Annotated in this window: 22 protein-coding genes and 1 riboswitch; of the genes, 1 reads left to right on the top strand and 21 read right to left on the bottom strand. The window is 50.2% G+C overall.

The window, feature by feature from the left end:
- Positions 1-32: 32 nt before the first annotated feature.
- Positions 33-284 (bottom strand): DUF1146 family protein, encoded by a 252-nt coding sequence (locus ACE3MQ_RS11965; RefSeq protein WP_379392837.1) that lies wholly within the window; start codon positions 282-284, stop codon positions 33-35.
- 258 nt (positions 285-542) lie between these two features.
- Here ACE3MQ_RS11965 and ACE3MQ_RS11960 point away from each other — a divergent pair, with 258 nt between their 5' ends.
- Entirely contained in the window at positions 543-1,238 is a 696-nt protein-coding gene (locus tag ACE3MQ_RS11960) for a copper homeostasis protein CutC (protein ID WP_379392836.1), read from the top strand.
- A 317-nt stretch (positions 1,239-1,555) separates the two neighbouring features.
- Here ACE3MQ_RS11960 and ACE3MQ_RS11955 read toward each other — a convergent pair whose 3' ends face one another.
- The 20 genes from ACE3MQ_RS11955 to ACE3MQ_RS11860 form a co-directional block, all read right to left on the bottom strand.
- Positions 1,556-1,981 (bottom strand): F0F1 ATP synthase subunit epsilon, encoded by a 426-nt coding sequence (locus ACE3MQ_RS11955; RefSeq protein WP_379392835.1) that lies wholly within the window; start codon positions 1,979-1,981, stop codon positions 1,556-1,558.
- Positions 1,982-2,042: 61 nt separating this feature from the next.
- Positions 2,043-3,443: a F0F1 ATP synthase subunit beta gene (gene atpD / locus ACE3MQ_RS11950; RefSeq protein ID WP_379392834.1), complete on the bottom strand. Its 1,401-nt coding sequence runs from the start codon at positions 3,441-3,443 to the stop codon at positions 2,043-2,045.
- A gap of 372 nt (positions 3,444-3,815) precedes the next feature.
- Entirely contained in the window at positions 3,816-4,676 is an 861-nt protein-coding gene (gene atpG / locus ACE3MQ_RS11945) for an ATP synthase F1 subunit gamma (RefSeq protein ID WP_379392833.1), read from the bottom strand.
- Positions 4,677-5,020: 344 nt separating this feature from the next.
- Complete coding sequence (gene atpA / locus ACE3MQ_RS11940; protein ID WP_379392832.1) at positions 5,021-6,535, bottom strand: F0F1 ATP synthase subunit alpha; 1,515 nt, start codon at positions 6,533-6,535, stop codon at positions 5,021-5,023.
- Positions 6,536-6,550: 15 nt separating this feature from the next.
- Positions 6,551-7,099 carry a F0F1 ATP synthase subunit delta gene (locus ACE3MQ_RS11935; protein ID WP_379392831.1) on the bottom strand — a complete coding sequence of 183 codons (549 nt, stop codon included), beginning with the start codon at positions 7,097-7,099 and terminating at the stop codon, positions 6,551-6,553.
- Positions 7,096-7,587: a F0F1 ATP synthase subunit B gene (atpF, locus tag ACE3MQ_RS11930; protein WP_379392830.1), complete on the bottom strand. Its 492-nt coding sequence runs from the start codon at positions 7,585-7,587 to the stop codon at positions 7,096-7,098. The genes ACE3MQ_RS11935 and atpF overlap by 4 nt, the downstream gene beginning before the upstream one ends.
- Positions 7,588-7,690: 103 nt before the next feature.
- Positions 7,691-7,903 carry a F0F1 ATP synthase subunit C gene (gene atpE / locus ACE3MQ_RS11925; RefSeq protein ID WP_379393095.1) on the bottom strand — a complete coding sequence of 71 codons (213 nt, stop codon included), beginning with the start codon at positions 7,901-7,903 and terminating at the stop codon, positions 7,691-7,693.
- Between the two features lie 98 nt (positions 7,904-8,001).
- Positions 8,002-8,766, bottom strand: coding sequence for a F0F1 ATP synthase subunit A (gene atpB, locus ACE3MQ_RS11920; protein WP_379392829.1), 765 nt, complete (start codon positions 8,764-8,766; stop codon positions 8,002-8,004).
- Positions 8,767-8,801: 35 nt separating this feature from the next.
- The gene (locus tag ACE3MQ_RS11915; RefSeq protein WP_379392828.1) at positions 8,802-9,179 is read right to left on the bottom strand and encodes an ATP synthase subunit I; all 378 of its coding nucleotides are present in this window, start codon (positions 9,177-9,179) and stop codon (positions 8,802-8,804) included.
- Positions 9,172-9,405, bottom strand: a complete 234-nt coding sequence (locus ACE3MQ_RS11910; protein ID WP_379392827.1) for an AtpZ/AtpI family protein — start codon at positions 9,403-9,405, stop codon at positions 9,172-9,174. The genes ACE3MQ_RS11915 and ACE3MQ_RS11910 overlap by 8 nt, the downstream gene beginning before the upstream one ends.
- A 103-nt stretch (positions 9,406-9,508) precedes the next feature.
- A complete protein-coding gene (gene wecB, locus ACE3MQ_RS11905) occupies positions 9,509-10,675 on the bottom strand; it encodes a non-hydrolyzing UDP-N-acetylglucosamine 2-epimerase (protein WP_379392826.1) in 1,167 nt (388 codons plus the stop codon).
- A 41-nt stretch (positions 10,676-10,716) separates the two neighbouring features.
- On the bottom strand, positions 10,717-11,346 hold the full coding sequence (upp, locus tag ACE3MQ_RS11900; RefSeq protein ID WP_110930996.1) for a uracil phosphoribosyltransferase: 630 nt from the start codon (positions 11,344-11,346) through the stop codon (positions 10,717-10,719).
- Positions 11,347-11,614: 268 nt separating this feature from the next.
- Positions 11,615-12,865: a serine hydroxymethyltransferase gene (glyA, locus tag ACE3MQ_RS11895; RefSeq protein WP_379392825.1), complete on the bottom strand. Its 1,251-nt coding sequence runs from the start codon at positions 12,863-12,865 to the stop codon at positions 11,615-11,617.
- A gap of 52 nt (positions 12,866-12,917) precedes the next feature.
- Positions 12,918-13,505 (bottom strand): TIGR01440 family protein, encoded by a 588-nt coding sequence (locus ACE3MQ_RS11890; RefSeq protein ID WP_379392824.1) that lies wholly within the window; start codon positions 13,503-13,505, stop codon positions 12,918-12,920.
- Between the two features lie 181 nt (positions 13,506-13,686).
- A riboswitch (ZMP/ZTP riboswitch) is annotated at positions 13,687-13,769 on the bottom strand.
- Between the two features lie 63 nt (positions 13,770-13,832).
- On the bottom strand, positions 13,833-14,417 hold the full coding sequence (locus ACE3MQ_RS11885; RefSeq protein ID WP_379392823.1) for a low molecular weight protein arginine phosphatase: 585 nt from the start codon (positions 14,415-14,417) through the stop codon (positions 13,833-13,835).
- Positions 14,418-14,475: 58 nt separating this feature from the next.
- Positions 14,476-15,036, bottom strand: a complete 561-nt coding sequence (locus ACE3MQ_RS11880) for a manganese efflux pump MntP (RefSeq protein WP_379392822.1) — start codon at positions 15,034-15,036, stop codon at positions 14,476-14,478.
- Between the two features lie 94 nt (positions 15,037-15,130).
- Positions 15,131-15,997, bottom strand: coding sequence for a DUF72 domain-containing protein (locus ACE3MQ_RS11875; RefSeq protein ID WP_379392821.1), 867 nt, complete (start codon positions 15,995-15,997; stop codon positions 15,131-15,133).
- Between the two features lie 52 nt (positions 15,998-16,049).
- The gene (locus ACE3MQ_RS11870; protein WP_379392820.1) at positions 16,050-17,288 is read right to left on the bottom strand and encodes an L-threonylcarbamoyladenylate synthase; all 1,239 of its coding nucleotides are present in this window, start codon (positions 17,286-17,288) and stop codon (positions 16,050-16,052) included.
- 144 nt (positions 17,289-17,432) lie between these two features.
- Positions 17,433-18,152, bottom strand: a complete 720-nt coding sequence (gene spoIIR, locus ACE3MQ_RS11865) for a stage II sporulation protein R (protein ID WP_379392819.1) — start codon at positions 18,150-18,152, stop codon at positions 17,433-17,435.
- Positions 18,153-18,249: 97 nt separating this feature from the next.
- Positions 18,250-19,434, bottom strand: coding sequence for an FtsW/RodA/SpoVE family cell cycle protein (locus ACE3MQ_RS11860; RefSeq protein WP_379392818.1), 1,185 nt, complete (start codon positions 19,432-19,434; stop codon positions 18,250-18,252).
- Positions 19,435-19,559: the final 125 nt, after the last annotated feature.

The raw sequence follows: 19,559 nt of genomic DNA, 5'->3' as shown, positions 1-19,559 counted from the left end.
GTCTAACACACTTATAACCAAAGGCTTAGGAATTAAAACATATAGCGAAGCATCTGCGTATATCCCAAGTACTCCAATATGAAGGCAGCGACAAATCGTCCCAGCACTACGGCCAGAAGCAATTGAAGCAGTTTGCCTTGCGGCCCCTTCGGATGCCGGATGATTAAATCCAGCTTGAGATTTTGCAGCGCCCACCAGGACAGGACAATACAAGCCAGCGATACTAAAATGGCCGTCAAGCCATTCATGCCAACCGTAGCCGGCACTGAATCCATGGGATTCATATCCGCTCCCCCCGCCTCGTTCTATACTTATGCAACCGTCCCTAAAAGGGTTAATACACTATAAAAATATATCGGCAAGCATAATGTAAAAAATTTATAGACCTTATATATCATACTTGCCCGAGTGACAATAATCCAGCATTTCTTTCTATTGTGAGGGCTTCCAATTGAATAAATTTAAAAATCATGGTTTAGCCAAGCCACTTTCTGCAAATACGCTATAATGTAGTTAACGAAAATGCAGGAAGGAGCGTTTAAATGAAAGTCGAAATTATAGCCTATACCCTGGGTGACGCGATATTGGCTGCCCGTTCCGGGGCGGATCGCTTGGAGGTCATTACTGCCCCCCAAGAAGGTGGATTAACACCCAGCTTCGGTCTCGTGCAGCAAATCCAGGAACGAACTCAGATCGATATCAGGGTAATGATTCGTCCCCATAGTCGTCATTTTTACTACGATGAAGAGGACATAGCTACTATGTTACAAGATATTGCCGCCTTTCGCCACCTAGGTATCTCGGGTTTTGTTTTGGGAGCCTTAACCCGGAACAACAAAGTAGATGAGAATTCCCTGGTGCGTTTGCTTGATGCAGCGGATGGCCTTCCCGTAACGTTTCATAAGGCATTTGATGAAGTGGCCCACTTTGCGGAGGCACTGGATACTTTAAGCCGCCATCCCCAAATCACGCATATTCTGACCTCAGGCGGTCGTCCATCAGCACTGGAAAACTCAGCCGTGGATACTATATCCGAATTGGTGCGACTAAGTCAACCATATGGTATTTCCATCATGCCCGGAGGAGGTCTTCATCATGATGGCTTGGAAGAGTTCCTGGGCAGAACCTTGGTAAAAGAGCTTCATATGGGCTCAGGAGCAAGGCTGGATAACAATCTGCTTCAGCCGATCGATTCAGAGCTGCTGCTTAAAGTTCGTCATATCGCAGACCGCTTTTGATTAAAATCATTCACGAATAGGCAAATGTCCCAAAACAGTTTGAAACTTTAGTCGGTTATAAAAGGGGCTTAGGAAATAGCTTATTTCCCCTATTAATTAGTACATTTTACAAGTGCTGCTTAATTTATACCTGTTTTTAATGAAAACATAGCAGCCAGTTACTACGTTTTGGAAGTCATTTTCACGGGATTTTTTTACCTAAAAAATCCATCTACGCTGATGAAGCTCATCCTGATGAGACACAAGCAATATGTTTCCGTGCTCCACAAAAACAAAAACCGAACACCTCCGTGTTCGGTTTTGCTTTATCCGTACTATTAATGATGCTTCTTGATCTTCGTATTCCCGGAAACATTAATCCGCGTAATTGCCCTTTGCAGGGCCAATTCGGCACGACGATGATCAACTCGATCCTGATTTTTACCTACAGACAATCTACGCTCCGCCCGCTCGCGTGCAGCTACCGCACGATCAACATCGATTTCCTCCGGAAGCTCGGCACTCTCTGCAAGAACGATAACTTTGTCCTTCTGAACTTCAACAAAGCCGCCATGCACCGCAATTGTGGTCGAATTTCCACCGGATCTGGCCACAATTGGAGCAACCTGAAGCGGTGTTACAAGCGGAATATGATGCGGTAAAATACCAAGCTCGCCCTCGACTCCGCGGACGGTCAGGCTATCCACCTGTTCGGAGAACACCACATGTTCCGGCGTAACAATTTCCAATAAAAAGGTGCTCACTAGTCATCCCTCCTGTTCGTGGGACAGTTCATTTCTGAAGCATCCGAATTAACGGTGCATATTACAACGTTTTTGCTTTTTCTACAGCTTCTTCAATCGTACCAACGAAGAGGAAGGCTGCTTCTGGAAGCGAATCGTGCTTACCTTCCAGGATCTCCTTGAAGCTGCGAACAGTTTCTGCAATGGGTACGTATTTACCCGTAAGGCCGGTAAACTGCTCGGCAACGTGAAATGGCTGCGACAGGAAGCGTTCGATCTTCCGGGCACGGGATACGATCAGCTTGTCATCTTCAGACAACTCATCCATACCGAGGATTGCGATAATATCCTGCAATTCTTTATAACGAGCCAAGAGTTGTTTAACGCCTTGCGCTACGTTATAGTGCTCCTCGCCAACGATTTCAGGTGTCAAAATCCGGGAGCTGGAGGCAAGCGGGTCAACCGCAGGGAAAATCCCCTTCTCGGAAATTTTACGCTCCAGGTTTGTCGTTGCATCCAAGTGAGCAAATGTCGTCGCTGGTGCCGGATCCGTATAGTCATCCGCAGGGACATAAATGGCCTGAATGGAAGTAACGGAACCCTTTTTCGTGGATGTGATCCGTTCTTGAAGCTGCCCCATCTCCGTTGCCAACGTCGGTTGGTAACCCACCGCGGAAGGCATGCGTCCAAGAAGGGCCGATACTTCGGAACCTGCTTGAGTAAAGCGGAAAATGTTGTCGATAAAGAGAAGAACGTCGCGTCCCTCTTGGTCACGGAAATACTCCGCCATCGTCAAACCCGTTAAGGCTACGCGAAGACGTGCGCCTGGCGGTTCGTTCATTTGACCGAATACCATGGCTGTTTTATTGATAACGCCGGAATCCGTCATTTCATGATACAGGTCATTACCTTCACGAGTCCGCTCACCTACACCAGCAAATACGGAAATACCGCCATGCTCTTGAGCGATGTTATTGATAAGCTCCTGAATCGTTACCGTCTTACCTACGCCAGCGCCGCCGAACAGGCCGATCTTACCGCCCTTGGCATAAGGAGCAAGCAAGTCGATAACTTTAATGCCTGTCTCGAGAATCTCGGATTGCGTCGACAGTTCTTCAAATGAAGGAGGATCACGGTGGATCGGATTTCTTTCGGCCGTAGTAACCGGGCCTTTATTATCGATTGTTTCTCCAAGCACGTTAAATACGCGGCTCAGAGTCGCTTCACCTACTGGAACAGAGATTGGAGCGCCCAAATCTACCGCTTCCAGACCGCGTACAAGACCATCTGTCGAGGACATGGCGATACAGCGGACAAGGTTGTCGCCTAAGTGATTGGATGCTTCCAGGATCAGGTCGTTTCCTTCTTCCTGCGCGTCCTGTTTCACAATTTTAATAGCGTTGAAGATTTCCGGGAGTTGGCCGCGTCCAAATTCAACGTCAACAACCGGACCCATTACGCTAACAACGCGTCCTTTGTTCATTATTGTTGTTTCCCTCCTTAAAGTTTTGCGGAGCTATGCTTCTTCCGATTGACCACATAGCAAAACTACTTCGAAAGCACAAGCTAAGTTTTGCGGAGCTACGCTTCTTCGATTAACTACGCAGCAAAACCACTTCGAAAGCACAAGCTAGGTTTTGCAGGGCTATGCTTCATTGGTTGAACTACTTTGAAGCATAAGCATCGTTCAGCCAGCTATGCTTCCTAGTTTCGGCTAACGGAACAAGAGTCCTAAGCATATAGTACGTTTGGTGAAAATTACCTTCCAAGATAGATCCCCTCACGCTCACGCACTAATAGCTACACAGCACTTGTCGTTCCTGCATATCCGCAAACTATCATCAAAACGAAAATGCTAGCTTTGGGCGTTTGCACCTGCCACAATTTCCGTAATTTCCTGGGTAATTGCCGCTTGACGAGCGCGGTTATACGTCAGGGTCAGTTCACCGATCATTTTCGATGCATTTTTCGTAGCGCTGCCCATTGCTGTCATCTTAGCGCCAAGCTCACTCGCCTTCCCTTCAAGAAGGGCTCCAAAAATGAGGGTTTCAGCATATTTGGGAAGCAGGACTTCGAGCACGGCTTCAGGAGAAGGTTCATACTCGTATTCCGCTGCTGGACCGCTCGTTTCGACACTGTCGAATGGAAGCAGACGATCTACTGTCGGCAGCTGGGTCATCGCATTAATAAATTTATTGTAGCAAATATAAACCTCATCAAATTGCTCTTCTTCAAAGCTTTGTACAGCCGCATAAGCCAAAGATTTAATATCGGCGAACTTTGGAGAATCAGATAATTCGACGACATCCTTCACCACGGGAAGCTCCCGGCGATTGAAATAATCCCGGCCTTTACGTCCAACGACGAACAAGCCATATTCCGATTTAGATGCATGCTTCTCGTTAATGACATCCATCACCTTACGGAGGATGTTCGTGTTGTATCCGCCAACGAGCCCGCCATCGGCCGTGATAACAATATAGGCCGTCCGCTTCACGGGACGAGTAACGAGCATCGGATGGGTAATTCCATCAGAGCCGGCAGCGATGCTAGTCACGACTTCTTTCAGCTTCTCAACATATGGGCGAGAAGATTGTGCTTTCTCCTGCGCTCTTCTAAGCTTGGCTGAAGCGACCATTTCCATCGCCTTCGTGATCTGACGGGTGTTCTGAATACTCTTGATCTGGCGTTTTATTTCGCGAATCCCTTTTGCCATGATTTCACCACCTTAAAGTTTTGGCTAGGCCAAAACTCGCATCGTAAGCATTACCTTGCTTTGGCTGAAGGCCAAAGTTACTTCGAAACATGCACTTCGTTTTGGCAAAGCCAAAACCGGCATCGTAAGCATTAGTTCAGGCTACGCCCGAACTCCACCGTATACATATTCTCAAGGTCTGGCTCGAAGCCAAAGCTGCATTAAAAGCATTCTCTGGTTCTGGCACAACACACCAAAACCGTAGCCTTCATGCATTCAAGCCTTGGCAGAGCCAAAACGAGTTTTCTTATGCATCATCATGACCGGCATAGAGCCTTAGGGCCTAAACCGATTCATGAACCTTATTAATGCGAAGCAGCAAAACCTCTTTTGAATTTCTCGATAACTTCCTTCAGTTTTGCCTCGTTGTCAGCTGTCAAATCTTTCGTATCGCGGATCGATTGCAGCACTTCTTCATGCTGGCTGTCCACGAAGGAGAGCAATTCAGCCTCAAAACGGCGCACATCGCCAAGTGGAATATCGTCGAGATATCCTTTAACTGCTGTATACAAGCTGATAACCTGCTTCTCAACAGAAAGCGGTTGGTTTACACCCTGTTTCAGGATTTCCATCATACGGGAACCGCGAGTCAGACGAGCTTGCGTCGACTTATCGAGGTCGGAACCGAATTGAGAGAACGCCTGCAGCTCACGGTATTGAGCCAAATCAAGACGAAGCGTACCGGCTACCTTCTTCATCGCTTTGATTTGCGCGGATCCCCCTACACGGGATACCGAGATACCGACGTTAATCGCCGGACGCTGACCCGAGTAGAACAAATCGGACTCCAGGAAAATCTGTCCATCTGTAATCGAAATGACGTTCGTCGGAATATATGCCGATACGTCAGAAGCTTGCGTCTCAATGAATGGCAGTGCGGTAATTGACCCGCCGCCCATCTCATCGCTCAGCTTCGCTGCACGCTCCAATAGACGGGAATGCAGATAGAAGACGTCACCCGGGAATGCCTCACGGCCCGGCGGACGGCGAAGCAAGAGAGACAGCTCACGATAAGCAGCTGCTTGCTTGGACAAGTCATCATAAATAATAAGCACGTGTTCGCCTTTATACATAAAGTACTCGGCCATCGCTACACCCGCATATGGTGCGATATACAGAAGCGGTGATGGCTCTGAAGCGGATGCCGTAACTACGATTGTATAATCAAGAGCTCCATGGCGGCGAAGCGTCTCAACTACGTTAACTACCGTAGATTGCTTCTGGCCAATAGCGACGTATACGCATTTCACGCCGTTGCCCTTTTGGTTGATAATGGTGTCAATGGCAATAGCGGTTTTACCAGTTTGGCGGTCACCGATGATCAGCTCGCGCTGACCACGACCGATTGGAACCATGGAGTCGATCGCTTTAATCCCGGTTTGCATCGGCTCATGAACCGATTTCCGTTCGATAACGCCTGGTGCGTTATTCTCTACAGGACGGAACTCTGTAGTTTCGATAGGACCCTTGCCGTCAACCGGCTGTCCAAGCGGATTTACGACACGGCCAAGCAAGGCATCCCCAACGGGAACCTGCATAATTTGCCCGGTGCGTTTAACTTGGTTACCTTCGCGAATATCGCTGTATGGCCCCAGAATAACAACCCCAACGTTGCTTTCCTCCAGGTTCAGCGCAAGACCAAAAACGCCGTTCTCAAACTCGAGTAGTTCGTTTGCCATGGCGTTCTCAAGCCCGTGGACGCGTGCGATACCGTCACCAACTTGAATAACGGTGCCGACTTCGGCCACTTCAATTTCCGATTTATATTGTTCGATCTGACTTTTAATCAGCGTACTGATTTCTTCAGGTCTGATACTCAAGTTTTTCACCCCTATCTACAGTGCTTGTCTTCGAAAAGACTTTTCAAGCCGTTCAAGCTTCCCGGCCAAACTTCCATCATACAGCGTATCGCCGATTCTGACTTTCATTCCGCCGAGCAGATCCTTATCAATCTCGTTCAGAACACGAATCTTCTTGTTCACCATCGCGCCAAATTCGTCCGCGATTGCCGACTTTTCCTCTTCATTCAAAGGATAAGTCGTATAGACGATGGCTGTAGCAAGTCCAAATGCGTCGCCTGTAATTTTGATATAGCGGTTCAGCAATTCCGGTAAAATTCCTGTTCTTCCCCGCTCCACAAGCAGTTTCACCAATGAGACAACAGGCTTGGAGAGCTTGCCTTCAAGCGCAGCCTCGAGCGCCTCCCATTTAGCCGCTTCTGAAATATTCGGAGTAGAAATGAATTTCTGTATATCCTTATCTTCATAAAAAGCATGTACGAGAGCTCTGATTTCCTGTTCAACTTCCAGTGTACGCCCTTCCTGCGCAGCAATTTCATACAGGGCTTTGGCGTATCTGCCCGCTACAACAGCTTCACGGCTCATGATTTGCTACCTACCTCTTTAAGATATTGGTTCACAAGCTTTTCTTGTTCTTCCGGATTGTTCTCGACCTCACGCTCGATCAGCTTGGAGGCAATGTTGACGGAGAAAGCACCAATCTCGCCGCGCAGAGATTCGACAGCTTTGTTTCTCTCGTTCTCGATATCGCGGACAGCTTCGTTCTTCAGGCGCGTAGCGTCCTGCTTCGCTTGCTCCAGCAAATCCCGAGCTTGCTTGCTGCTGCTTTGCTTCGATTGCTCAATAATTTCGTAAGCTTCCTGACGTGCCTGGCTAAGAGCCTCTTTCTGCTCTTCGACATACGCGCTCGCTTGCTCTCTAGTTTGCTTAGCTTCTTCTAATTGCCCCAGTACCAGCTCGCGACGTTTCTCCATTACTTCAAACAGCTTGCCAAATGCAAACTTGTTGAGCAGCCAATAAAGAATCCCAAACGCCACCATGGTAATGACAATGTTCTCCCAAAGGACCTCCACGGATGTCACTCCTTTCCGTTAATAATAGTTTCTTGTGCTATTTCTTGTTCTTAAAACGAAGGCGTGGATGGCATAGGCCCTCCCCGCCAAACCGAAACTATTATTAAGAGAACATGATCAAGAAAGCGATAACTGTTGCTGCCAACGGAACAACCTCAACGATACCAACACCGATGAACATGGTTGTTTGAAGCTTATTCGCCGCTTCCGGCTGACGAGCGATAGATTCAACCGTACTTTTTACGATCATCCCGTTACCGATACCTGCACCAAGTGCACCCATACCTACTGCAATAGCTGCTGCCAAATACGTCAATCCCATCTTAAATTTCCTCCTTTAATATGTTCCTATTATTATTGGTTATAATAGATCTCTGACAGGTTGAAGCCAACCGGCTTCTTCCCTAGAGTTTACTAATGTTCTTCATCGTGGATCGTATACTGCGAAATATACACCATCGTCAAAATGGTGAAGATGTAAGCCTGCAGTGCCCCAACGAATATACTAAAGCCCTGCCAAATGCCCATAAACGGAATACCGAGGTAACCCATCTTGATGATTACAGCGATCAGAACTTCACCCGCGAAGATGTTCGCAAATAGACGGATAGCCAATGCGATCGGCTTGGACAAGTTCTCGATGATGTTCAACGGCAAGAAAATTGGAAACGGCTCAAGGTAATGCTTGAAATAATGCTTCCTATTATTCTTGATTCCCAGGAAGTTCATTAGAATAAATACGACCAGCGCAAGTCCAGCCGTCACGGCAATATCAGCGGTCGGAGATTTCCACCATAGAATGTGGGCATGTTCCCCGGCTTGCAAAGTAGCCGTAGCTTCAATGACTTTCCCAAAAACCTTCTCCGGGCCATGCGCCTCAGTGATCACTCCCAGAGGCAACCCTAATAGATTGGATACGAAGATGAATAATAACAAGGTCAATCCCAAAGATATATAAGGCTTGCCCTTCTTCAAACTCATGGTGCTTCCAACAATCCCTTGAACGAACTCAACGACCCATTCCATGAAGTTCTGCATCTTGGATGGATTCTCGACCGACAAATTCGCTACAGCTAGTCGACATATGACGAATACGATGAGCATGCTTACCATAAGCATCATAACGGCGGATATATCCAGGTGAAATCCTCCAAGCATAATAATCGGTGCGTCATGCATTTATATGTATTCACCCCTTTCCCCGTATAAGATGTTTAAGCTTTGTTGCGTATTCCGATGAATATGCTCACCGGGATCGTCAGCAGCTGCGGAATGAATAATCCAAGAAGGACGGTCATCAATGACACTTGTTCAAACTTGACCGCAACCATGACTGCAAGAAAAACTAGACAAATTCTAGTAACAAAACCAAAATTAAATCTGCGTTGCTCCTGACTGACGACGAGTTGAACCAACTGCCGTACTTTAAGGGATAAGTAACGGACGTAGATTAATCCAACTGCCAGTCCCAAAATAAATCCGGCGAGAACCGGCCTGTACTCCGGGAGAACAGCCCATCCGAACAACAATGCGGACAGGAGCAGAAACGTAATCCGAAATACGGCTGTGACAATGGAACCTAAATCATCCATTCTGCGCCCCCAAAAACTTTTTGATTAGTACAAATATGTTGACGATTCCCAGCACAAGGCCGGTAATAGCCCCAATAGCAATCCAGTAATTCGGGCCGTCAAAACGCTCCGTCAGCCATCTTGCACTCAAAAAGCCGACAACAATATACATAGCCAGCAAAAAACCCGCCCCGCTAATGTAAGCGGCAGCAATCCAGAGATTGCCATTATTATCAGGAATTCTCATACCGAACAATCCCAACTTATTTTACTGAATGTGTCTACTTTTTGTCAACGAAAGCGTTCAAACCGTACAGTATAACTGTATGCTATCTTGTTCAGAAACACAATTATTGATCAATCGAATTTGTGAACTTTCTGTGAAAATTCTCCGGCCGATCATCGTTTACACCAAAATGGTGATATATCGCATTGACAATTCTTTCAGATGCCTTTCCGTCCCCGTAAGGATTTGCCGCGCGACTCATAGACTCATACAGTGAACTTTCCGTCAACAGCGCCTTGATCCGTCCATAAACCATCTCCTCTTCCGTGCCGACCAGCTCAAGCGTTCCTGCTTCAATCCCCTCGGGACGCTCCGTCGTATCCCGCAGAACGAGAACCGGCACGCCAAATGATGGAGCCTCCTCCTGCATACCGCCTGAATCCGTTACGATCAGATGGGTATGCGGATAAATGTTATGGAAATCCACCACATCAAGGGGGTCAATAAGTTTAATACGAGGATGCCCTCCTAACGTTTCATACGCCGGCTCTCTAACCGGAGGACTCGGGTGAACCGGATATACGATGGCCACATCCTCGAACTCGTCAGCAATACGCTTCACTGCACGGAAAATATTCATGTGCGGCTCCCCTTGCGATTCCCTGCGGTGAGCCGTCATAAGAATAAGCCGCTTTCCAGCGGCAAAGTCCAGCACCGAATTACAATAATTAGGCTGTACTGTATATTGAAACACATCAGTAATCGTGTTGCCTGTGATATATATACTTGACTCCGGCTTATTCTCCTTGCGCAAATTGTTCGCCGACCACTCGGTCGGGGCAAAGTGCAAGTCGGCCAAAACGCCGGTTAATTGCCGGTTCATCTCCTCCGGATATGGAGACCATTTATTCCAGGTACGCAAGCCCGCCTCGACATGTCCGATTTTAATCCCTTGCAGAAATGCCGCGTAGCTGGCCAGAAACGTCGTAAGTGTATCGCCATGGACAAGCACGATATCGGGCTTTGCTTCACGCAGGACGCTCTCCAGTCCGCCCAGCACCCGAATCGTAATCTCATTCAGGGTCTGATTCGGCTTCATGACATCCAGATCATAGTCCGGAACGATCTTGAACACCTCAAGCACCTGATCCAGCATCTGGCGATGCTGGGCCGTGACGCAGACTACCGACTCAATATGCTCCTTATGCTTCTGCAGCTCAAGAATAAGCGGAGCCATCTTAATCGCTTCAGGCCTGACACCAAAAATCGTCATCACTTTAATTTTTGACATGATAATTCCTTTCCTTAATTAATATCGTCTTTTACGATATATTATTTCGTTCCGTACAATCGGTCACCGGCATCTCCCAGGCCAGGAACGATATAGCCATGCTCGTCCAGGCGTTCATCCAGAGCGGCAACATAAATGTCTACATCTGGATGGGCCTCCTGTACAGCTTGTACCCCTTCAGGCGCCGCAATCAAGTTCATCATTTTAATTTGCGTACAGCCGCGCTTCTTAAGCACATCGATCGCCGCGATGGCCGAACCGCCCGTAGCCAGCATCGGATCGATCACGATAAGCTCGCGCTCCTGAACGTCCGTAGGCAGCTTGACATAATATTCTACAGGCTGGAGTGTCTGCGGATCGCGAAACAGCCCTACATGGCCTACCTTAGCCGCAGGAAGCAATTTCAGCACGCCGTCCAGCATACCTAGACCTGCGCGCAAAATCGGAATCAACCCCAGCATCCGGCCCGAAATGACCTTCGCCTCAGCCTCGCAGACCGGAGTCTGCACTTTGATCGATTCTAACGGAACTTCCCTTGTGATCTCATAGGCCATCAGCGTAGCTACTTCATCCACCAATTCGCGGAAGTCCTTCGTGTTCGTTTGCATGTCTCGAATAAAAGTCAGTTTGTGTTGAATCAAAGGGTGATCGCATACCACCAGTTTTCCCATTATTTGTCCCTCCGGTTTATAGCTGAGTCTTCTCTTTAGGTGATGATCCTTTACATCAAATGATGCACAAATCCTGTTTATTATATCACTGTCTTTTTCCGATTGCTACGAACTCTATCAACCTGACTTCCTTTAGCCCCATGCAAACATTAATTAAAACACCAGACTTTGCATTAGGATGAATTGTATAGAAAAAAGGAGCGTCCCTCAACCATACGGCCTCGGAGAGCTCCTTCATTAAAGCCTCAATTCAAATGCTTCGTTTATATTACTCGTAGCTTAATTCCGGGTAAAGCGGGAATTGATCTGTCAAGGCTCTAACCTGTTTACGGGCTTGCTCAAGGACAGAGTCGTCCTTGGCATTTTTAAGAACCAAGGCAATAATTTGTCCGATTGATTTCATCGCCGCTTCATCCATGCCGCGGGAAGTAGCCGCAGGAGTACCGATCCGAATGCCGCTTGTGACGAACGGGCTAGTTGGATCGAACGGAATCGCGTTTTTGTTTACGGTGATGCCAATGGAATCAAGCACATGCTCAGCATCTTTACCAGTGATGCTCAGGTTGCGCGTATCGATCAGCATCAGATGGTTGTCCGTACCGCCGGATACGAGGTTGAGTCCCTCAGCAACAAGCGCTTCAGCCAAGGCCTTGGCATTCTTTACAACATTCTCCGCATAGGTTTTGAAAGAAGGCTGCAATGCTTCACCCAAAGCAACCGCTTTTGAAGCGATGACATGCATGAGCGGCCCGCCTTGCGTACCCGGGAATACCGCCTTATCAATCGCGGCAGCCCAAGGCTTGCGGCACAAGATCATACCGCCGCGAGGACCGCGAAGCGTCTTATGCGTCGTTGTCGTGACGAAATGCGCATGAGGAACAGGATTCGGATGCAGGCCAGCAGCAACCAGACCCGCGATATGAGCCATATCTACCATAAAGAGCGCGCCAACATCATTGGCGATGGAAGCCAATTTTTCAAAATCGATAATCCGCGGATAGGCACTGGCTCCCGCTACAATAAGGCGAGGGCGATGCTTGAAGGCCGCTTTGCGGACTTCATCATAATCGATGAGGAATGTGTCTTCTTGCACGCCGTAAGCGACAAAGTTATAGAGCAGACCGGAAGCATTTACCGGGCTTCCGTGCGTTAAGTGTCCGCCATGCGCAAGATTCATGCCCAGCACGGTGTCGCCGGGATTTAGCGCAGCCAAATATACCGCCATGTTGGCTTGAGCTCCGGAATGCGGCTGAACGTTGGCATACTCTGCTCCGAACAATTCCTTAGCACGGTCGCGAGCGATATCCTCTACGATATCCACGTGCTCACAGCCGCCGTAATAGCGTTTGCCCGGGTATCCTTCCGCATATTTGTTCGTTAGTACGGAACCCATAGCTTCGATAACCGCTTCACTTACAATATTCTCGGAAGCAATCAGCTCGATGTTGTTCTGTTGACGCTTAAGCTCCAGATTCATAGCTTCCAATACTGCAGGGTCTTGTTTTTTCAAATGATCCATTGTCCAAAATCCTCCCTATATCTTAAATTATAAAATGTGAAGACATTCCCAATTAATCGCAAAGATGCGAGTCTTGCACCTCCGGCAGCTTATAGACTGCCCGCTCTCCGCCAATCAGCTTCGGACGCGTCCAAGCCGCGGTCACCCTCGCCTGCCCCACAGTTCTGCGTGCTGGACGATAGGGTACAGCTACCTGTCGCAAATGCATACCGATCAACGTTTCGCCGATATCGATACCGGCATGCGCCTGAACGCTTTCCGCCAGACACGGCTGCTTCATTTGACGATATGCCCCTGCAGCCATTGAGCCTCCCGCCTTGGGTACAGGCACCGCTGCAACCTCGGTTAAGCCCAGCCGTTCAAGCACGGAACCCTCCATAACGAGCGCCCGATTCAGATGCTCGCAGCACTGAAACGCCAAATCAAAGCCAAACCTGCTCTGCACGTCGGCCAATCCGGCATACAGCTCTGCCGCAATATTCTCTGCGCCAGCCGTACCGATTCGCTGACCCGCTACCTCGCTCGTGCTCGCGCCAATCACGACCAGATGCCCCGAGCCCAGGGAAGCTGCAGATGCCAGCTCTTCCAAGACCTCGGCCGCCTCCGCACGAAGCGATTGAGCCTGTTGTCCTCTATCCATTATCGTAACCACCCTTCAAAGACAAGCCTGCCTTTATTATACCTAATATAACCGAGCGACAGTGGTGACAAACTGGTTTAGTCCAGGCGAAAAGGATGAACCGAATAAAGCCGAGATCAGGGCTGCGCAGCAATGAATTCTCTGAAATGACGAAAAGAGCATGACGCAGCATACGCGTCGTGCTCTTTGCCCAGGCGACCGGCCGTATATTCCGATGCTCCATTGTGGTTTGATCCACTATCGTCGCCAGTTACATCGGATTCATTTCCATTCCACTTAAGAATAAAACATGCGCGTTACAATTGCAACCCGCATTTTTCTAAGATTTTAGCGAAAACGCTCTCTCTCCAGCTTCACGATGAGCTTCTCCAATGCCGCGCGAATTTCCCGGGCAGCAGCCTCATAATCCTCGCGGCTGCCTCCAAACGGATCGGAAATATCGTATTGAGGCATCCGCCGCAGCAGTTCGCGAATCCGCAGCTCCTTGGACTCGTCCAATTTTTGGCCCAGCGCCCGGCTCAGCTCCAGCTCCGCGATCAAATGACTGAGCTCAGCCTGCTCCGCCAGGATAGCCTCATCTTCCTCTACATATTCCTTAAGAGTGAAAATTTTATCCGCCTTTTCGGGAAATGCTGCGATCGCCTGGCGTTTATGTCCTTGAGTCAACGTAAGGATGAGATCGGCCCATTCAATCAGCTCCGCATGAAGCGGGGTAGAAGTGATCGGATCATAGATCCCCAAATCCTTGAGCACGCCCTCGGCATGGCGAGAAATCGGCACTCCTTCCATAGCCGCGACACCCGCCGAAGAAACCTCTATATTAATCTCCCGCTCCCGAGCCAGCTTGCGGAATATCCCTTCCGCCATCGGGCTGCGGCAGGTATTTCCGGTGCAGACAAACAATATACGCAAGCCTATTCACCTCCAGCCTTAAAACCAAATATACGATCATAGTATGTGTGTCATTGTATCAGAAGATGAAAATTAGTCCAAACGCAAGCAATATGGCGCCGCCTGCCGCTTCCCCGTACTCGCCAAGGCGTTCGCCTACGCCCCGGCCAAGCTGCAATCCGAGAATGGACATGATCCCGCCGAACAAACCAAAGGCGATGACCGTTAGCAGCAGGTCGCTATGAAACATACCCAAGGATACGCCTACAGAAAACGAATCTACACTTACACTCAAAGAGAACAACAGTATCCCAAGAAAAGAACGATAATTCACTGCCTGTTCATCGCTGCCGAGTAGAGAACTCCATATCATATGCCCTCCAAGAAGCACGAGCAGGCCGCCGGATACGTACTTGGCCAAGCTTCCAAGCAATTCTCCTGCGTATTGTCCGGCTACGATGCCAAGCAGCGGCATTAAAAGGTGAAAGAACGCAACCAAAACGCCGATGCGGAGCATCTCCACGCGCCTTACACCTCTCATGCCTATACCGATGCCAAGGGAAAAGGCGTCCATTCCTAAAGCGACGGCCATCAAAAGAATCGTTACCAATTCACCCAGTCGCTCGTATATTGTCGCCATAACGCCACACTCCCATGTCCGAGGTTGTTTTGTACAACCATATGCAGACAAGGGGGAGTTCATGACTAGCGGCTGGAATCGCTTTTTACAGTCTCTATCCTTCCAATTCCTCGCCGAATAAATCAAGCTGGGAAGGCGGCAGCTCCGCAGGCTCCATGCCTAAGATCGCCATCATTTCCCGGGCGTTTGCAGCAGCATCCCCGCCGGAGTTGTTGTTAAAAATCATGCAGATCTCGCGCGCGCCCTTCGATTCCAGCTCGCGCAGCTTATCCCGCCACTCCGTCAACTCCTCCCGATTATAGCGGTATAAATAGCGGATTTCCCGCCAATTCGGCGCCCCGCTTTGAGTCCAGCCCGCTGCATTCCTCCCGTGCAGCCGTACGATAGTCAGACGCTCATCCGTCGGCTCCAGCACCGTTGGAACCGAGCCCTGTCCTACCTGAGGCTCATCGCAAACGATATGAATCCAGCCTTCCTCCCGCATAAATTCGAGCGTCCGCTCCCGCATACCTTGGGCAAACCAGCTCTGATGGCGAAATTCCAACGCAAGCGGAAGCCGTCCCATCCATTTTCTTACGGCCCGGAGCTGGCGCACATGGTCGGGATTGCAATCGAACCAAGGCGGGAACTGGAACATAATCGCTCGCAATCTCCCGGATTCCACGACCGGAGCGATTGAATCCAAGTAAGCCTGGAACATGAATCCCGGCCCTTCGAAGGGGATTTTGCCCCGGGCGTGCCCGGTCATGCCTTGATAAGCTTTGAGAATAAAAGTAAATGAAGGCGGCGTCATGTCCAGCCAGCGCGAATACGTATCCCTGCCCAGTACCGCATAAAACGAGCTGTCCACTTCCACGACAGGAAAATGCCGCGCATATATCCCGAGCTTCTGCTTGGAGGACGTTCCAGGCGGATATAAATCGTCATGATCCCCCCACCCGGTAAGTCCGATGGATATCATACTGCCTCACCGCCTTTTTTTGAATGTTCGCTTACTGAGTTTGAATGACCTCTTATACATCTATTACGTCATGCCCCGCCGCTTTAAGCAGGCGGTTCATGACGGCGGCCCCGAGTCCGTCCTCGGGACAGGACTCGGCCAGCATGTAAGTGACGCCGCGCTCATCGAAGCGGCGGAGCGCCCCATAGAGACGATGCGCCGCCGTCTCCAGCGCGTTGACGCTGCCGAGCGAGAGCACGCAGTCGGCGCGGTAGTGCGGGAGGTGCTCGTCAAAGGCGAGCACCCCCGTCACTTCCCCGCGCTGCGAGGCCGCCTCGAGCTCGGCGGCGATGCGGGCCGCCACAGCCTCGGCGGCGGCCCCGCGCACGATGCGCAGCGTACCGCGCGGCGCATAGTGCGTGTACTTCATTCCCGGCGACTTCGGTGCCGGGATGTCCTGGGCCCCGCCTGCCCCTTGCAGGGCGGGATCCAGGTTCACGCCGCGCGGCGCGATGCGGGCGAGCTGCTCGGCCGTGATCCCGCCGGGGCGGAGCACGATGACCGTGCCGTCAGGGCCGGCTTCCACCACCGTCGACTCCAAGCCCACCCCCGTGGGCCCGCCGTCGACGATGCCGTCGATCGCGCCGGCCAAATCCTCGCCCACGTGCTGTGCCAGCGTGGGGCTCGGCCGCCCCGACCGGTTGGCGCTGGGCGCCGCCACCGGGCACCCCGCTGCGGCAATCAGCCGCAGCGCCACGTCATGGGCCGGCATCCGCACGGCCACGGTGGATAGCCCCGCCGTCACGCGAGGCGAGACGGCACCGGGTGCCGCCGGCAGCACAAGCGTCAGCGGCCCCGGCCAATAGGCCTCCATGAGCGCCCGGGCCGTCTCGTTCACCTCCGTGACGAGACCGTCCAGCTGCTTCATGTCGGCAATATGCACGATCAGCGGATTGTCGGAGGGCCGCCCTTTGGCGGCAAAGATCGACTCCACCGCTGCCGTGCTCCGGGCGTCTGCACCGAGTCCATATACCGTCTCGGTCGGAAAAGCGACCGTTCCTCCGGACGCCAGCACCGCCGCCGCTTCCGCGATGGCCTCTTCTCCGCCCGAGCCATTAATGTCCCACCAGCGAGTCCTATGCTCCCCGCCGTTATTCCAAACCTTGGAAGAGACTGTATTGCGGGAGCCTTCATCCGAACTATTATCTCGCCGATCCTGTTCTGCCTGTCTATCCCGCTTGGCTCCTTCGCCGAGCGTCCCATCCGTTTCGTTTTCTTTTATCGCTTTTTTAGCCTCATCATAATCGTTCATTAGTCACTCACTCAAACTTTCATCTATAGTCGTAAATTCTATTATAACCCAACCTGGATAACGCAAAAAGCTTGCCCCGCCACCATAACCCAACCTAACCGGTTACAAAACTGGCATGACAAGCCCGACGAGTCTCCTATTGATTTAGAACAAGCTTACAATCCAATCCCACAAACCCGACAGCAGATCCCACAGAAAGAAGCGAACCTTGGTTTCCTCCTGCTGGGCTTGCACTTGCAGCTGAACCGTCCCATCATTCGCGCCCGCCCCGGCAGCGTCGATATTATCTGCGGCATTTTCAGCCCCAGCCGCCTTACCGGCTGCATTCTGAACATCAGTCCTGCTCTTTGCCAGCGCTTCCCCGCTTCCGGCATCCACGAAGCATAGCGGAGGAAAGAGCACGCACCACCAATTTTTGCCCTCGCCTTTTCCCAAGGTTACGCGCAGCGCTTCATAATCACCCGCCGGATAAACGGCCCCGCCATACATTTTCGTCGGAAAGGGCACGACCCCCAGCTCTACTTTGTACGTGTAGCTTTTGCCGCTTTTTTCAAGCGTACGTTCTACCGTATCTTCCACCAGTGCAAGATTGCTCTCTATGATCTCCCGAGCTTCCGCCAGGCTCACCGGGTTCTCCAAATGTTGAACCCATCCGTTCATCTGCTCGACGATCGCATCGCGAACCTGCCGCTTGATCACCTGATCGCCCGGCCGATCCGAGTTGGCTAAAATCCGCAGCCGGATCGATTCCTCCGGGATAGAGCCGCCTAGAGCGGCCGCATCGCTTTTCTGCCCTTCCCATGACATCAATAAGATCATTAAACTGCAAATAATAAGTGTAATATTGCGGAGCTGCTGCCTCATTTTTCGTTCCCCCTCTACAAAACTACTGATGTCTATCAGTATGTCCGTTTAAGAGAAACGTAAACCTAGACTAGCAATTCCGGTGACCCCTCACCATCTATTGCGATCTAATAGAAGCATACCGCGTGGCGGTTAAAGGCTGATCCTCCTCCGCCTCCTTGCCGTGAATAAGAATGCTCATCGCCACCCCGATGCTCGCCATATTGATAATCAGGGACGTTCCTCCATAACTGATAAACGGCAGGGTAATCCCCGTTAGCGGCATGAGGCCAATGAACATCCCGATATTTTCAAAAATCTGATACAGCAGCATCGCTACAATACCCACGATCAAGAGCGGCCCGGATCGATCGCGGCAATCCAGTGAAATCAGGATCAGCCTGTGAATAAGCACAAAATACAGCAATAACAAAACCGAGCATCCAATAAAGCCGAATTCCTCGGCAATGACGACGAAGATCGAATCCGAATACGTCAAAGGCACCAGTTCAGCCTGGACGTTGCCGCCTTTCATGAACCCTTCTCCGGTCATCCCGCCCGTAGCGATAGCCAGCTTGGCGTTTCTCGTATGATAGATCGCCTTATCCGTGGCCATTTCAGGCATGAGCCAAGGGTCGATCCGTTCGATCCAGTGCTCCCGCCCGATATTCTCGAAAAAGGCATATACCTGCTCATAATATATTTTGTAAGCACTAATTCCACCAATCAGCGAGCCTGCAAAAATAGCCAATGCGATCAGGGCATGCGTATATTTGATATTCCCGATCCAGAGCATCCCCGCTAAAATCACTAAATAACTAAGCGCATTTCCCAAGTCGTTCTGAGCCATCACGGCCATAAACGGGATCAAGGTCAGCAAGCAAATCGGCACGACGTCCCGCCAGAACAGCAGCCCTGTTTTTCGCTTCCGCACAAGCATGAATCCGAGAAAGATGACGAGGATCAATTTAAAAAACTCCGCGGGCTGAAAGCTGACTCCCCCCGGCAGCGTCATCCAGCCCGTCGCATTATGATACGTGTTGCCGATAAACATGACCACGACGAGCAGACTTAATCCGAATAAATAAATATATATCGCATTTTTGATCAAAAGGCGGAAATCAAGCAGAGATACGAGGAAAAATACGATAAAACCCAAAATGTAATACTTCAGCATTTGAAGGTGATACCCGCTATATTTCGTACCAGAGGTGGCGCTGTACAACACCGCAATACTGATACCCATGAGGATTAGCAAAATAAAAACGATCGTGAAGTCAATTTTTTTAAACTTGTTAAGCATTTGCTGTCCTCCTGCCCCAAATGATGAATTTAATAAAAATCACTCCTTCATCATTGTAAGTAAAAGTCAGGTCAAAGTCTATCTGGGAACGCCAAGAAAGGACCCTTTGCAGACCTCGCTTGCGT

Source organism: Paenibacillus lentus (genome assembly GCF_042714055.1).
Classification (GTDB): Bacteria; Bacillota; Bacilli; order Paenibacillales; family Paenibacillaceae; genus Fontibacillus; species Fontibacillus lentus_A.
This window is presented reverse-complemented; position numbering and strand designations above follow the sequence as displayed.

Coding starts and splice junctions, on each gene's coding strand:
- glyA (WP_379392825.1), bottom strand. CDS start 12,865: ATGGATCATTTGAAAAAACAAGACCCTGCAGTATTGGAAGCTATGAAT.
- ACE3MQ_RS11870 (WP_379392820.1), bottom strand. CDS start 17,288: ATGAACGATTATGATGAGGCTAAAAAAGCGATAAAAGAAAACGAAACG.
- ACE3MQ_RS11910 (WP_379392827.1), bottom strand. CDS start 9,405: ATGAGAATTCCTGATAATAATGGCAATCTCTGGATTGCTGCCGCTTAC.
- spoIIR (WP_379392819.1), bottom strand. CDS start 18,152: ATGAGGCAGCAGCTCCGCAATATTACACTTATTATTTGCAGTTTAATG.
- ACE3MQ_RS11860 (WP_379392818.1), bottom strand. CDS start 19,434: ATGCTTAACAAGTTTAAAAAAATTGACTTCACGATCGTTTTTATTTTG.
- ACE3MQ_RS11880 (WP_379392822.1), bottom strand. CDS start 15,036: ATGGCGACAATATACGAGCGACTGGGTGAATTGGTAACGATTCTTTTG.
- upp (WP_110930996.1), bottom strand. CDS start 11,346: ATGGGAAAACTGGTGGTATGCGATCACCCTTTGATTCAACACAAACTG.
- ACE3MQ_RS11960 (WP_379392836.1), top strand. CDS start 543: ATGAAAGTCGAAATTATAGCCTATACCCTGGGTGACGCGATATTGGCT.
- ACE3MQ_RS11915 (WP_379392828.1), bottom strand. CDS start 9,179: ATGGATGATTTAGGTTCCATTGTCACAGCCGTATTTCGGATTACGTTT.
- wecB (WP_379392826.1), bottom strand. CDS start 10,675: ATGTCAAAAATTAAAGTGATGACGATTTTTGGTGTCAGGCCTGAAGCG.
- ACE3MQ_RS11965 (WP_379392837.1), bottom strand. CDS start 284: ATGAATCCCATGGATTCAGTGCCGGCTACGGTTGGCATGAATGGCTTG.
- atpD (WP_379392834.1), bottom strand. CDS start 3,443: ATGAACAAAGGACGCGTTGTTAGCGTAATGGGTCCGGTTGTTGACGTT.
- ACE3MQ_RS11890 (WP_379392824.1), bottom strand. CDS start 13,505: ATGGATAGAGGACAACAGGCTCAATCGCTTCGTGCGGAGGCGGCCGAG.
- atpB (WP_379392829.1), bottom strand. CDS start 8,766: ATGCATGACGCACCGATTATTATGCTTGGAGGATTTCACCTGGATATA.
- ACE3MQ_RS11875 (WP_379392821.1), bottom strand. CDS start 15,997: ATGATATCCATCGGACTTACCGGGTGGGGGGATCATGACGATTTATAT.
- atpG (WP_379392833.1), bottom strand. CDS start 4,676: ATGGCAAAAGGGATTCGCGAAATAAAACGCCAGATCAAGAGTATTCAG.
- ACE3MQ_RS11935 (WP_379392831.1), bottom strand. CDS start 7,099: ATGAGCCGTGAAGCTGTTGTAGCGGGCAGATACGCCAAAGCCCTGTAT.